Origin of the sequence: Microcoleus sp. MON2_D5 (assembly GCF_036701905.1) — a bacterium.
In the GTDB taxonomy this organism is placed as follows: domain Bacteria; phylum Cyanobacteriota; class Cyanobacteriia; order Cyanobacteriales; family Microcoleaceae; genus Microcoleus.
Window position 1 is genome coordinate 1 of record NZ_JAUBRM010000072.1, and the last position, 13,383, is coordinate 13,383.

12 protein-coding genes and 1 pseudogene are annotated in these 13,383 nt (G+C 45.4%); 3 read left to right on the forward strand and 10 right to left on the reverse strand.

The features are described 5' to 3' along the window. The 6 genes and pseudogenes from QUA47_RS22940 to QUA47_RS22960 all read right to left on the reverse strand — a co-directional run. Nucleotides 1-406: pseudogene (locus QUA47_RS22940) on the reverse strand (calcium-binding protein); the annotation flags it as partial. Nucleotides 407-614: 208 nt separating this feature from the next. After that, nucleotides 615-1,691, reverse strand: coding sequence for a calcium-binding protein (locus QUA47_RS22945; RefSeq protein ID WP_333432446.1), 1,077 nt, complete (start codon nt 1,689-1,691; stop codon nt 615-617). A gap of 283 nt (nt 1,692-1,974) precedes the next feature. Then, a complete protein-coding gene (locus QUA47_RS22950) occupies nt 1,975-2,961 on the reverse strand; it encodes a calcium-binding protein (protein ID WP_333432447.1) in 987 nt (328 codons plus the stop codon). Nucleotides 2,962-3,283: 322 nt separating this feature from the next. Beyond that, nucleotides 3,284-3,634, reverse strand: coding sequence for a hypothetical protein (locus QUA47_RS31070; RefSeq protein ID WP_445302541.1), 351 nt, complete (start codon nt 3,632-3,634; stop codon nt 3,284-3,286). Nucleotides 3,635-3,700: 66 nt separating this feature from the next. After that, nucleotides 3,701-4,360, reverse strand: a complete 660-nt coding sequence (locus tag QUA47_RS31075) for a hypothetical protein (protein ID WP_445302542.1) — start codon at nt 4,358-4,360, stop codon at nt 3,701-3,703. A 130-nt stretch (nt 4,361-4,490) separates the two neighbouring features. Continuing rightward, nucleotides 4,491-5,474 carry a calcium-binding protein gene (locus QUA47_RS22960; RefSeq protein ID WP_190662013.1) on the reverse strand — a complete coding sequence of 328 codons (984 nt, stop codon included), beginning with the start codon at nt 5,472-5,474 and terminating at the stop codon, nt 4,491-4,493. 534 nt (nt 5,475-6,008) lie between these two features. On the opposite strand from QUA47_RS22960, the gene QUA47_RS22965 reads away from it, so the two are divergent. Both QUA47_RS22965 and QUA47_RS22970 read left to right on the forward strand, forming a co-directional pair. Next, nucleotides 6,009-10,004: a magnesium chelatase subunit H gene (locus QUA47_RS22965; protein ID WP_333432448.1), complete on the forward strand. Its 3,996-nt coding sequence runs from the start codon at nt 6,009-6,011 to the stop codon at nt 10,002-10,004. Between the two features lie 215 nt (nt 10,005-10,219). Beyond that, entirely contained in the window at nt 10,220-10,495 is a 276-nt protein-coding gene (locus QUA47_RS22970; protein ID WP_333432449.1) for a hypothetical protein, read from the forward strand. A 250-nt stretch (nt 10,496-10,745) separates the two neighbouring features. On the opposite strand, the gene QUA47_RS22975 is transcribed toward QUA47_RS22970, so the two are convergent. From QUA47_RS22975 to QUA47_RS22990, 4 genes are all read right to left on the reverse strand, one after another. Continuing rightward, entirely contained in the window at nt 10,746-11,006 is a 261-nt protein-coding gene (locus QUA47_RS22975) for a type II toxin-antitoxin system RelE family toxin (protein ID WP_190662003.1), read from the reverse strand. Then, nucleotides 11,006-11,221: a hypothetical protein gene (locus QUA47_RS22980; protein ID WP_190662002.1), complete on the reverse strand. Its 216-nt coding sequence runs from the start codon at nt 11,219-11,221 to the stop codon at nt 11,006-11,008. The genes QUA47_RS22975 and QUA47_RS22980 overlap by 1 nt, the downstream gene beginning before the upstream one ends. Before the next feature lie 70 nt (nt 11,222-11,291). After that, complete coding sequence (locus QUA47_RS22985) at nt 11,292-11,594, reverse strand: hypothetical protein (protein WP_333432450.1); 303 nt, start codon at nt 11,592-11,594, stop codon at nt 11,292-11,294. A 43-nt stretch (nt 11,595-11,637) separates the two neighbouring features. Then, a complete protein-coding gene (locus QUA47_RS22990) occupies nt 11,638-12,849 on the reverse strand; it encodes a glycosyltransferase family 2 protein (protein WP_333432451.1) in 1,212 nt (403 codons plus the stop codon). A gap of 123 nt (nt 12,850-12,972) precedes the next feature. On the opposite strand from QUA47_RS22990, the gene QUA47_RS22995 reads away from it, so the two are divergent. Next, nucleotides 12,973-13,365 carry a transporter gene (locus QUA47_RS22995; RefSeq protein WP_190662000.1) on the forward strand — a complete coding sequence of 131 codons (393 nt, stop codon included), beginning with the start codon at nt 12,973-12,975 and terminating at the stop codon, nt 13,363-13,365. Nucleotides 13,366-13,383: the final 18 nt, after the last annotated feature.

The window sequence follows — 13,383 nt, forward strand, 5'->3', positions numbered from 1 at the left end:
CCTCTTTATTTCCGAATTTGATGAAGTGCTGGTAGCCATTTTTGAAAGTTCCGTTCTGAACAAGTGGTAGCAGTTCTCGGTTATTTGCTAAATAAAACTCTTCGTTGTACTCAGGCGATACGCGGGTGCGGCCTTCTTCGTAGCCAAACTGAATAAATTGGTCTAAACCAGACGCAAAAGGCGCGTTTGGATTGTTTGGGGTGCGAACCAAGGGAGCAATCTCTGGATTTTGAGCTAGATAGGCTTCTTCGTCAAAGTAACGCGATACTTTGGTCAGGCCGCCGGCTTGACCGAACTTTTCAAAGTGTTCTCTGCCGGATTTTATAATTCCTGCATCAATAGCAGGTTTGACCCAAGGATATTGCGCCAGGTAGTATTGTTCGTCAAAAATGTCATAATTAGTCATAAGTTTTGCTCCAAGCTTAGTCTGCTTACTTGTCGGTTAAACTTGACCCACTATTACTAATTCTACTAACTTAGTATGTGAAGTTAATTATTGTTAAGCCTGTTTTATTATTTTTAGGGCAAACACAACAGTACGATCGCCATTTTTGCGAATGTGCGATCGTACTCCCCAGCAGCAATCAGGCAAATCCCCAATAGCTGCGAGATTTCTACCCAAGTAAAAGTATGGAAAAAGAAGATCCTGGTAATTGATTCAACTTGAGATTTCCGCCACCTTCAATAACAGCTATCCTGTCAAAGCTACTAAGTTCGGAAGATCCATTTGGACGCAAGACTGACAAGCCGTTCGTCTCGATAGCTAAATCTCGATTGTTGTTGATAGGAAATACCAAGAATTTATCTAAGGGATCTCCGTCAGAATTACCTGATGCTAGCTGGATGCTATCCTGACCTTGGGTAAAATTCCGAATAGTAGCAAAACCAGGCCCGATATAGAGCCTTGTTGGGGAACTGAATCCCTTACCACCACTGCCTGGTAAAAGGTCACCGAGCATGAATTTATCGCGGCCGCTACCGCCAGTGAGAATATCGAATTCATTACTACCATCACTTTCATAATTTCGACCGGGGATGGAAAAGCCATCACTGTTTGTAACATAACCTACTTCAACTCCAATTAATTCGGTATTTCCCACCCCAGCACCGGTAATGATGTCATTCCCGGAAGTTCCGATAAAAGTCGCAGAGCGGTTTGGATCGGAAGTTCCGAACTTGAAGTAGTGTTCGCGACCGGTTTTCAAGGCTCCAGAGTTGACAAGCGGCAAGATGTCGGGGTTTTTTTGTAAGTATTCTGTTTCAAAAAATGAAGTCCCAAACTGACCGTCTTTGATGCCAAATTCAATGAAATGCTGGTAGCCATTTTTAAAAGTTCCATTCTGAATAAACGGCTGCAACTGTCGGTTATTTGCTACATAAAACGCTTCCTCATACTCAGCCGATACGCGAGTGCGACCTTCTTCGTAACCGTATTGGATAAAGTGGTCTAGACCCGTCGCAAAAGGTGCACTTGGGTTGTTGGGGGTGCGGACTAAGGCAGCGATGTCTGGGTTGCCAGCAAGGTAAGTAGCTTCGTCAAAATACCGCGATACTTTGGTTAAGCCGCCGGCTTGACCGAATTTTTCAAAGTGTTCTCTTCCAGATTTGATAACTCCTGCATCAATGGCGGGTTTGACCCAAGGATATTGAACAAGGTAGTATTTTTCGTCAAAAATTGCGTAACTAGCCATGTTTTCCTACTGCGGCTTTAATGATTTTGATATTTAGAAACCAGGTTTCTGAAGCGTACAATTAATTAATAAACTTGTCAACTTTCTGTCATGGTACTGTTCGATACTGGCACGATGAACACGGTTCTCGGTATTTGACAGCCGAAGCAAAAGCTGAGCCAGCAGAAGAACAACTCCATCGCTATCGACAGCAATTTGACAACTGCTATAATCTGAGTTCAGTAGGGTGCGTTATTAACGCACCCTACCATGTTAACCGAGAAAGAGATAACCGAGGTTCCAGTTATTTAAGGAATAGGTAGAAAGTGCCGTCTTCCTTTGGCTGAATTGTAGACCAAGATAAATTTGGTCCCTGAATAATACCAATTGTTTCATATCTTGGGCTGAGGATTATGAGCTCGTTAGCATCCGAAAGTGTTGTGTAGAGATCGGGACTTCCTGCCAACTGGATCTTGTCCAAGTCTTCATCAAAGTTCCGAATTCTAACTACACCGGTGGCAACCGCATAGAGTTGACGGGATGTGGGGTTACCGGAGGTAGCAGGAACTCCGAGTACGAATGTATCTCTCCCAGGGCCGCCGATCAGGACATCAGATTCATAAAATCCCAAGCTTTCATACTGCCGATTGCCTTGGGGATCGATACCTACTTCCACTCCAATCAGTTCGTTATTCCCCACACCAACGCCTGTGAGGGTGTCATTGCCGGAAGTTCCGACAAAAGTAGCGGATCGGTTTGGCTCGTTTTTTCCGAAATTGAAGTAGTGTTCCCGACCGGTTTTCAAGGCTCCAGAGTTGACAAACGGCGCAATGTCGGGGTTTTCTTTTAAGTATTCCGGTTCAAAAAATGAAGTCCCAAAACGACCGTCTTTGAGTCCGAATTGAATGAAATGCTGGTAGCCTGATTTGAAAGTTCCGTTCTGAACGAACGATCGCAACTCTGAGTTATTTGCCAAATAAAACTCTTCGTTGTATTCAGGTGACACGCGGGTGCGACCCTGTTCGTAGCCCAACTGAATAAAGTGATCGAGGCCAGACGCAAAAGGCGCGTTTGGATTGTTTGGGGTGCGAACCAAGGGAGCAATCTCTGGATTTTGAGCTAGATAGGTTTCTTCGTCAAAGTAACGCGATACTTTGGTCAGGCCGCCGGCTTGACCGAACTTTTCAAAGTGTTCTCTGCCAGATTTTATAATTCCTGCATCAATAGCCGGTTTCACCCAAGGATATTGCGCCAGGTAGTATGGCTCGTCAAAAATTTCATAATTAGTCATAAGTTTTGCTGCAAGCTTAGTCTGCTTACTTGTCGGTTAAAATTGACCCACTATTACTAATTCTACTAACTCAGTATGTCAAGTTACAGCACTTTTTAGGTAAATGAAGCACAATAAATTGGCTGTTGTAGGGGCGGTGCCAACAGTGCGCGCCCTTCTGGGTTTTCGAGGTTTACTTGAGCAAGATTGAACCTGCTGTAATTATTGTCAAGCCTGTTTTATGATTTTTATGGCAAACACAACAGTGCGATCGCCATTTTTGCGAATGTGCGATCGTACTCCCCAGCAGCAATCAGGCAAATCCCCAATAGCTTAGAGATTTCTATCCAAGTAAAGGTAGATTACCTCTAGAGCCTAAAGATAGATTATCTCTATTTTCTGGTAATAGATTCAACTTGAGATTTCCGCCACCTTCAATAACAGCGATCGTGTCAGAGGGAGTGGTTTCGGTAACTCCCTTGTTAACGACGAATAAGCCCTTCTTTTGAATAGCTAAATCTCGATTATTGTTGATAAAAAATACCAATAATTGATTTGAGGAAATCCCTCTATCGAGCGTATCCTGATCTTGCGTAAAGTTCCGAATTGTAGCAAAACCCGGCCCGATGTAGGACAGGTCAGTGTAAACCGCCGATCTACCACCCCCTAGAGTGCGAGTTCTACGGGTCAACACTAATATATCGCGGCCGCTACCGCCAGTTAGAGTATCGAATTCATTGCTGCCGTCACTTTCCTAATATTACCTGTGGATAAAAATTTTATTACTTTGTGTAGTGTAACCTAATTGAAATCCTATTAATTGGGTATACCCCACCCCTACACCAGTGAGGATGTCATTGCCGCAAGTTCCGACAAAAGTAGCAGATAGGTTTGGCTCGTTTTTCCCGAAATAGAAGTAGTGTTCGCGACCAGTTTTCAAGGCTCCCGATTCGACAAGCAGCCGAACATCGGGGTTGAATTGTAAATATCCCGGTTCAAAAAATGAAGTCCCAAACTGCTCCTCTTTGAGACCGAATTCAATGAAATGCTGGTAGCCGTTTTTAAACGTTCCATTCTGAATAAACGGCAGCAAACCTCGGTTAGTTGCGAGATAAAACGCTTCGTCATACTCAGGCGATACATGGCTGCGACCCTCTTGGTAACCGTATTGGATAAAGTGGTCGAGTCCGGTCGCAAAAGGCGCGTTAGGGTTGAATGTGCGGACAAAGGGTTTAAGGTCTGGATTTCCCTCAAGGTAAGTATCTTCGTCAAAATACCGCGATATTTTTGTGAGGCCGGCGGCTTGACCAAATTTTTCAAAGTGTTCTCTTCCAGATTTGATGATGCCGGCATCAATGGCTGGTTTCAGCCACGGATATGAGGCTAGGTAGTATTGTTCGTCGAAGATATCGTAATTCATAGTTTGCTGTTTAAAGTAAAGGGCGATCGTACTTTTTCATAGCACATTAGCCCACAACCAATAAAAAATCATTAATCATCAGCCTGAGCTAATGACTAATGACTGATGACTGATGACTGATGACTAATCACTATCCAATCAAGAAAGTACCGTTACCGTTAGATTCTTGGAAAGTCAAACCCAAGCTTGCTCCTCCTTCAATCACGCCCAGTACATCTCCAAAACGCTGGATTGACAAATTGTTGCCAACCGGAGTCAGGCTGTAGCCGTTTAAAGAAGTTCCTTGCAGTTGGATAAAATCGCTTTCTATGTCGAAGTTGCGAATCGTAGCTTGACCGTTACCCAAATACAGCGGTGTCGGGGTGACATTCCCCGCTGTAGCAGGAACTCCGAGTACGAATGTATTAGTTCCCGGAGCACCAATCAAGACATCGAATTCATTGGTGCCAAAGCTTTCATACTGCAGGTTACGTTGGGAGTCTATACCTACTTCTACTCCCACAAGTTCGACATCGCCCACGCCAACACCAGTTAAAACATCGTTGGTACGGGTACCGACAAAAGTCGCGTCGCGGGCCGGCTCAAATTGCCCGAAATTGAAAAAGTGTTCCCGACCTGTTTTCAAGTTTCCAGAGTTGACAAACGGCACTATGTCGGGGTTTTCTTTTAAGTATTCCGGTTCAAAAAATGAAGTCCCAAACCGACCTTCTTTGGCCCCGAATTGAACGAAATGCTGGAACCCTGATTTGAAAGTTCCGTTTTGAATAAACGGTTGAAGTTCAGAGTTGTTTGCTAAATAAAAGGTTTCGTTGTATTCGGGTGATACTTGGGTGCGGCGCTGTCCTTCATCGTAACCGAACTGGATAAAGTGATCGAGGCCGGTCGCAAAAGGCGCGTTTGGGTTGACTGTGCGGACGAACGGTGCGAGGTCTGGATTGCCAGCAAGGTAAGCATTTTCGTCAAAATAACGCGATACATTAGTTAGACCGCCTTCTCGCCCAAATTTTTCAAAGTGTTCTCTCCCAGATGAGATGACTCCTGCGTCAATGGCTGGTTTGATCCAAGGATATGAGGCGAGGTAGAATTGTTCGTCGAAAATTGCGTAGTTAGCCATGTTTCCCCCTAAAGTTTTGATGAGTTTGAGATTCTATAGCAATTAGCTATCCATCAACTCGATCGCCAATCAGGAATTTAGACAAAACAGACGTTATGAAATGGTTTTAAGTTCCTGGTAAAATGTCAATCTTGATGACGCAGCAATTATCCGAAGGCTACATTCTGCTTTCAGAAATTATGCCTTTTTCCCCTCAGTTAATTGCTCGATCGCAAGTTTGATCAATTCTACAAAACTTGGAACTTTTTTCAGGATTTCTTTCTCAATTGTTGGTTAATTTTTAATTATTTTTATCCAAATCATTAACTTCTTACACATAAATCCACTTATGTCAAGTAAATATATGTAAATAAAATATGGAGTATTTGCTCAAGGAATTTAGAAGAAAATGTAACGAAAAGTTGCCCTAAATTTGTCGAATTGTGTCATGTGCAGGCTCAAATCGCCTAATGGCAAGCGTTTTCTGGTAAAAATGCTTATGGGATAAAAAAATTCCCGATTCCCGAAAACAGCATCTTAAAGGAGCCTAACCGGATGTTCACTCACGTCAAGCCCACCATTCGCCACGTCGTGCCGGAAAACTTGCAAGGGCGATCGCTCATGAAGGTGGTCTATGTCGTACTGGAACCGCAGTATCAAAGCGCCCTGTCTGCAGCGGTTCGAGCGATAAACAAGAAAAATCCGAATTTGGCAATAGAAATCAGCGGCTACCTGATCGAGGAACTCCGCAGCCCGGAAAATTACGAAGCCTTCAAGCGGGATGTGGCAGATGCCAATGTATTTATTGCTTCTCTAATTTTCATCGAAGATTTGGCAGAAAAAGTGGTAGCGGCAGTTGAACCGCTGCGCGACAGCTTGGATGTCGCCGTCGTCTTCCCGTCGATGCCAGGGGTGATGCGCCTCAATAAAATGGGCAGTTTCTCGATGGCACAGTTGGGACAAAGCAAAAGTGCGATCGGCGAATTCATGAAAAAACGGAAGGAAAAATCCGGGAGTTCCTTCCAAGACGGAATGCTGAAACTGCTGCAAACTTTGCCGAAAGTGCTGAAATATTTGCCCATCGACAAAGCCCAAGATGCCCGCAACTTCATGCTGAGTTTCCAGTATTGGCTGGGAGGTTCCCAAGAAAACTTGGAAAACTTCTTGCTGATGCTGTCACATAAATATGTATTCAAAGGCCAGGAACAGCTAACTTTCCAAGATCCCGTTGTCTACCCGGATATGGGAATTTGGCATCCTTTGGCACCGTCCATGTTTGAGGATGTAAAAGCCTACCTCACCTGGTACAACGCCCGCAAAGATATTTCTGCTGACCTCAAAGACCCCCTCGCACCTTGCATCGGCTTGGTGTTGCAGCGGACTCACTTAGTCACCGGAGATGACGCGCACTACGTAGCAATGGTGCAGGAATTGGAGGCAATGGGGGCGCGGGTGGTGCCGATTTTTGCCGGCGGTTTGGACTTCTCGAAACCAGTCGAAACTTTCTTCTTGGAAGTTGGAACCAAAGGTGTTGCGCCGCTGCCGATCGTTGATGCGGTCGTTTCTCTGACTGGTTTTGCGCTGGTGGGCGGCCCGGCGAAACAAGATCACCCGAAGGCGATCGAGACTTTGAAAAAGCTAAACTGCCCTTACATGGTGGCTTTGCCGCTGGTTTTCCAAACGACGGAAGAGTGGGAAAATAGCGATTTAGGCTTGCACCCGATTCAAGTTGCTTTGCAAATTGCCATTCCCGAGTTGGATGGCGCGATCGAACCGATTATTTTGTCGGGACGTGATGGCGCAACTGGCAAGGCGATCGCCCTACAAGACCGGATCGAAGCAATTTCCCAGCGCGCTATGAAGTGGGCAATGCTGCGCCGGAAACCAAAATTAGATAAAAAAGTTGCGATCACAGTTTTCAGTTTCCCGCCGGACAAAGGCAACGTCGGAACTGCCGCTTATTTGGACGTTTTCGGCTCGATTTACCAAGTATTGAAAGCCTTAAAAGGCAACGGTTACGACTTGCCAGAATTGCCGGATTCCGCCGAAAAACTGATGCAAGAAGTCATCCACGACGCAACAGCCCAATACCAAAGCCCGGAATTAAATGTTGCTTACCGGATGTCGGTAGCTGAATACGAAGAATTCACTCCTTACTCGGAACGCTTGCAAGAAAATTGGGGCCCGCCTCCGGGACATTTGAACAGCGACGGACAAAATTTGCTGATTTTCGGCAAACATTTTGGCAATGTGTTTATCGGAGTGCAACCTACTTTTGGATACGAAGGCGATCCGATGCGGTTGTTATTCTCTCGTTCTGCCAGCCCGCACCACGGTTTTGCTGCTTACTATACATATTTGGAGCGCATTTGGGGTGCGGATGCGGTGCTGCACTTTGGCACTCACGGTTCGCTAGAATTCATGCCCGGTAAGCAGATGGGAATGTCTGGGGATTGTTATCCCGACAGTTTGATCGGCAAAATTCCTAACCTCTATTATTACGCCGCCAACAATCCCAGCGAGGCAACAATTGCCAAGCGCCGCAGTTATGCTGAAACAATCAGCTATCTGACTCCTCCGGCTGAAAATGCTGGTTTGTACAAAGGTTTGCAGGAACTCAGCGAGTTAATTGCTTCTTATCAAACTTTGAAAGAGACTGGGCGCGGTGTGCCGATTGTTGATGCGATCGTCGAAAAATGCCGTTTGGTGAATTTGGACAAGGATATCGCCCTACCTCCCGAACAAGAAAGAGGGGTTGCTGCGGGAATGACTTCGGAGGAACGGGACAATTTAGTTGGCTTGGTTTACCGCAAGTTGATGGAGATTGAGTCGCGGTTGTTACCTTGCGGTTTGCACGTTATCGGTAAGCCACCGACTGCGGAAGAGGCGATCGCAACTTTGGTGAATATCGCCAATTTAGACCGCGAAGAAGACGGGCTGATCAGCTTGCCGCGGATTATTGCTAACAGTCTCGGACGCGATATCGGCGAAATTTACACTAACAGCGACAAAGGCATTTTAAATGATGTCGAATTGCTGCAAAACATCACCTTAGCCTGTCGGGATGCCGTTGGGGCTTTGGTGAAGGAACAAACCGATGCTGAGGGTAGAGTTTCCCTTGTTTCTAAGTTGAATTTCTTCAACATGGGCAAGAAAACACCTTGGATTGATGCGCTGCACGCCGCAGGTTACAAAAAAATCGATCCAGAACCGATTAAACCGCTGTTTGAGTATCTGGAATTCTGCTTGCAGCAAGTTTGTGCCGACAACGAATTAGGCGCTTTGTTGCGCGCGTTAGAAGGCGAGTATGTTCTGCCTGGCCCCGGTGGCGATCCGATTCGCAACCCGGATGTTTTGCCGACTGGCAAGAATATGCACGCTTTAGACCCGCAGTCAATCCCTACAACGGGGGCGGTTAAGTCTGCTAAGCTTGTAGTCGATCGGCTGTTAGAAAGACAGCGCGTTGATAACGGCGGAAATTACCCAGAAACGATCGCCGTTGTGTTGTGGGGAACCGACAACATCAAGACTTACGGCGAATCCCTCGCCCAAGTAATGTGGATGGTGGGAGTGAAGCCAGTTCCCGACGCATTGGGCCGGGTAAACAAACTCGAATTGCTTTCTTTAGAAGAGTTGGGACGCCCTCGGATCGACGTAGTAATTAACTGTTCTGGTGTATTCCGCGACTTGTTCATCAACCAAATGAATTTGTTAGATAAAGCCGTGAAAATGGCAGCGGAAGCCGACGAACCGTTAGAGATGAACTTCGTCCGCAAACACGCCCTGAAGCAAGCGGAAGAAATGGGAATCAACCTGCGACAAGCAGCAACCCGCGTATTTTCCAATGCCTCAGGTTCCTATTCCTCTAACATCAACTTGGCGGTAGAAAACAGCACTTGGGAAAGCGAAGCCGAGTTGCAGGAAATGTACTTAACTCGCAAATCCTTCGCCTTTTCTTCCGACAATCCCGGAACAATGGAACAAGACCGGCAGATTTTTGAATCATCCTTGAAAACTGCGGAAGTGACCTTCCAAAACTTAGATTCGGCAGAGATTTCGCTAACCGACGTGTCGCACTATTTCGACTCCGATCCGACTAAATTGATCGGCAGTTTGCGCGCAGATGGGAAGAAACCAGCATCCTTTGTTGCTGATACAACCACAGCCAACGCCCAGGTGCGGACGCTATCAGAAACCGTGCGTTTAGATTCGCGGACTAAGCTGCTGAATCCGAAGTGGTACGAGGGGATGTTGTCGCACGGTTATGAAGGCGTGCGGGAGATTTCTAAGCGTCTGGTGAATACGACTGGATGGAGTGCGACTGCGGGCGCTGTGGATAATTGGGTGTATGAGGATGTCAACACTACGTTTATCCAAGATGAGGAGATGCAGAAGCGTTTGCTTAACTTAAATCCTCATTCTTTCCGCAAGATTGTCAGCACTTTGCTTGAGGTGAATGGCCGGGGTTATTGGGAGACTTCGGAGAACAATTTGGATCGTCTGCGTGAACTTTATCAGGAGGTGGAAGACCGGATTGAGGGAGTAGAATAGGATTGTAGTAGGCATCAGTTAGTAGAGAGGTTTTATACAACGTCTTTACTAATTGATGCGAAGCAATGAGGCAGAACTTAAAAGCTCAAGAATGAGTTAACCTATTATATTTACAAAGTATTTACTGCCACCAAAATGAATGCTATTATTGTAATAATCAAATTCATAAAGTTTGAGAGGTTCGGAAAAAAATTAAGTAAGGTTCTGAGGTAGGTATGTATATAGTTAAGGAAAAAAATCATAGCTACATTGGTCAAAACCTTCTAACTACTTTCCATATAACTTATGAATGGGATGGCAAAGAAACAGTAATTGAAACGGTACGAGAAGAAAATGTAAGTAGAGCTTTCTTCAATATGCCTCGATGGGAACCCACCCGTCGTCAAACAGTCAAGTTTTCGCAGTTAGGCGATGAGATTCAAACTGCTCTTTTACGAGCAAAAGAAACTGGCGAAGAAGTTGATATAGGTGAGTGGGGAATTCCAGATTAAGCCAGTAGCTATTCCATAGTTCAGCGCAGTGGATAATATAGAAGAGGTAGTTCAACTCCTGAACGCAAAAGTCGCTGGATTGTCAATTAGTTAAACTCCTATAAAGGCGATCGCCACTCTCTTACTAGACGAGCGATCGCCTCTCTTTTGCCGAAAAAGCGATCGTCCCTCTTTTGCCCAAAAAGCGATCGCCCTGATCTTCCCCTAAGTGCGATCGCCCTGATCTTCCCAAAGTGCGATCGCCCTTCAGTTAATCATAAATTTCTCTCCGGTGTCCAATCTGGTGAATAGTAATCACCTTTAAATCCTCATCAAAAGAATAAATTACCCGATAATCACCCACTCTTAACTTAAAGAAACCTGCCAGATTAGCCGACAACGGCATAGGAGTAATTTGTTCAAAATTTTCAGCCAACCAATTGATTTTATTACCTATACGCTCCTGCACAGCCTGAGTCAATCTTTCTTGGTTAACCAGAGCTTCTGCTGTCAACTCAACCGAATAGCTCATTACGATTTTAGGCCGAGTTTTTGATAAACTTCCCCAGGTTCGACGCTACTTTCTCCTGCTTGTTTGCGCTTCATTGACTCTAACAATTTCTGCTTGACTTCTTCCTTAACTTCTAAACCTGCATCAGCATCGCCAAAATATTCTTCTAAGCACTGTTCAACGGTATGTCGAATCAAGTCCCGCAGTTGCTCAACTGTCATGTCTTTGACTTGCATCTTAATCTCCTACTCGGTGGGATTATCAATAAATTATAGCAATTTTAGTAGAGTTTTTCCTGTAACTGAGCTATCCATTCCATGAATCTCGTTCCTGATTCACATATTCTTGTGCATCAATCCCATTCCACATTTCCTCACCCAACCCTTCCCATTCTAAAATACTCCGCTTAGGTTTAGCCTGAACCCGGTGACGAAGATATACTAATAATTCAGAGATGAGTCGCAGTTGCTCATCTGGTGCAAGTCTTAGAACCTGAGTCAGTACCGCGCTGTAAGTAGACATAGATTCTTGATTAAGATTTTTGGGTTGACTGTTATTATAGCAATTGAGGAGCGAGGGAAATGCGATCGCCCTGAACTTCCCCTGCATGGCAATTTAGTTTTGAGGAATGTTGCCAGTAACTTTAATGTTATCACCTACGCTTCAAGCTCAGCACGCTGAGAAAAAAGCTCGACAAAACCATCTGCAAACCGACAGTCAGGCAAGTGAGCGAGGGAATAACCAAACGCAGAGTTTTAGAAGGATCGAGAGTACCGAAAGCCGTTTCGCTCCAGATAGTTAATGACAAGAACGAGCCAACTATTCCGATTAAAATCAGTGTGACTCCGACAATCAATCCTGTCTCTAGGGTGACATAGCGAAATATTTTGTTGAGTTTGGGGTCTTCGGGCAGGAATTTCTCGCTGATGGCGAAAATTTTGGTAAAAAAAGCGAAAGTTACTGCTTGAAAACCGATGATAATTGCGATCGCACCATAAAGCAGCGTGTGCACATCAAAGCTGATACTCCCAATCTTTTGAGTACCGGGTAACAGCCAAACCACGATAATTAGACCCCAAATCATCAGCGCAGTACCCGGATACAAAAACAGCCACCGAGGACTGTAAAGCAGCAAAAATCGCAGGTGCCGCCAGCCATCTCGCCAAGTTCGCAAGTGCGGCGGCCGGCTGCGGCCGTCGGGAGAAAGTACGGTTGGGATTTCAGTTATCCGCAGCTTGTATACAGAGGCCTTGACCACCATTTCGCTAGCAAATTCCATCCCCGTTGTTTGCAAGTCGAGTTTCAAAATTGAGTCTCTCCTAAAACCCCTGAGTCCGCAGTGAAAATCGCCGACGGGACTTGCAAAAAATAGCCGCCCAACCCATGTCAGCACCGGATTTCCTAAATATTTGTGCAGCGGCGGCATTGCACCCGGTTTGATGCCCCCTTGAAAGCGGTTTCCCATTACTAAGTCGAAACCTTCTCGCAATTTGTGGACAAAAAAGCCGAGGTTGGAAAAATTGTAGCTGTCGTCAGCATCGCCCATGATAATATAAACTCCGCGCGCTGCCATGATGCCTCCCATCAGGGCGCTGCCGTAGCCTTTGGCTGCTACGGGCACAACTCTCGCTCCCATTCTGGTAGCGATATCTTGAGAACCGTCAGTGCTGCCGTTGTCTGCTATGATGACCTCGCCTGCAATATCAAGTTCGCGCAGCGACCTCAGTGCTTTCTGTATGCAGATTTCTAAAGTTTCTGCTTCGTTCAGACAAGGCATGAGTATCGATAGTTCTAGAGTGTATTCTCCGCTTGGGTTGGTCTGCTCTGCCATATATTTGTTCCATTCTCGATCGCGATCGACCATACTTGATTTTCCCGTATCTCTGCTTAAAATATTAGTGCTGAATAAAACCCAACAAAACTTAATTAAAGTTTTTTAGGTTTTTGGTAACAGCAATTTTTGATTGTACTATAGGTTACTAAACTTATGAATAGAAGCGTTTTTCTGTTATTACTTGCTGCTATTTTGTGTGGCGTCGCAGGTCAATTCAGTCTGAAGGCAGGAGCTAAAATCTTAGGACCCATTGGCGCTGCTAATTTAATGGAAAAAATTCTAGCAATGGCTACCCAGCCGTTGATTGTAGGTGGTCTTTCTTTGTATGCAATTTCTTCCATCGGCTTTATTGTAGTTTTGTCGCGGGCAAACCTTAGCATAGTCTCGCCCTTACTGTCAATTAGTTACCTATTTACTGTTTTAGGCGGCAAACTTATATTTCACGAGCCTTTGCCGCCGCTGCGGTTGGTAGGCGTGGCGCTAATTATGACTGGAGTAATTTTTGTACTCAGAGGTCAAGTTGGGGGAGTGACTGGGGGCAACTAGCGATCGCTTTTAAGATTG

Bases quoted from the DNA above. Each gene is read 5' to 3' on its own strand.
- QUA47_RS31075 (WP_445302542.1), bottom strand. From the start codon at position 4,360: ATGAATTACGATATCTTCGACGAACAATACTACCTAGCCTCATATCCG.
- QUA47_RS22960 (WP_190662013.1), bottom strand. From the start codon at position 5,474: ATGGCTAACTACGCAATTTTCGACGAACAATTCTACCTCGCCTCATAT.
- QUA47_RS22970 (WP_333432449.1), top strand. From the start codon at position 10,220: ATGTATATAGTTAAGGAAAAAAATCATAGCTACATTGGTCAAAACCTT.
- QUA47_RS22965 (WP_333432448.1), top strand. From the start codon at position 6,009: ATGTTCACTCACGTCAAGCCCACCATTCGCCACGTCGTGCCGGAAAAC.
- QUA47_RS22990 (WP_333432451.1), bottom strand. From the start codon at position 12,849: ATGGTCGATCGCGATCGAGAATGGAACAAATATATGGCAGAGCAGACC.
- QUA47_RS22950 (WP_333432447.1), bottom strand. From the start codon at position 2,961: ATGACTAATTATGAAATTTTTGACGAGCCATACTACCTGGCGCAATAT.
- QUA47_RS22945 (WP_333432446.1), bottom strand. From the start codon at position 1,691: ATGGCTAGTTACGCAATTTTTGACGAAAAATACTACCTTGTTCAATAT.
- QUA47_RS22980 (WP_190662002.1), bottom strand. From the start codon at position 11,221: ATGCAAGTCAAAGACATGACAGTTGAGCAACTGCGGGACTTGATTCGA.
- QUA47_RS22985 (WP_333432450.1), bottom strand. From the start codon at position 11,594: ATGCAGGGGAAGTTCAGGGCGATCGCATTTCCCTCGCTCCTCAATTGC.
- QUA47_RS22995 (WP_190662000.1), top strand. From the start codon at position 12,973: ATGAATAGAAGCGTTTTTCTGTTATTACTTGCTGCTATTTTGTGTGGC.
- QUA47_RS22975 (WP_190662003.1), bottom strand. From the start codon at position 11,006: ATGAGCTATTCGGTTGAGTTGACAGCAGAAGCTCTGGTTAACCAAGAA.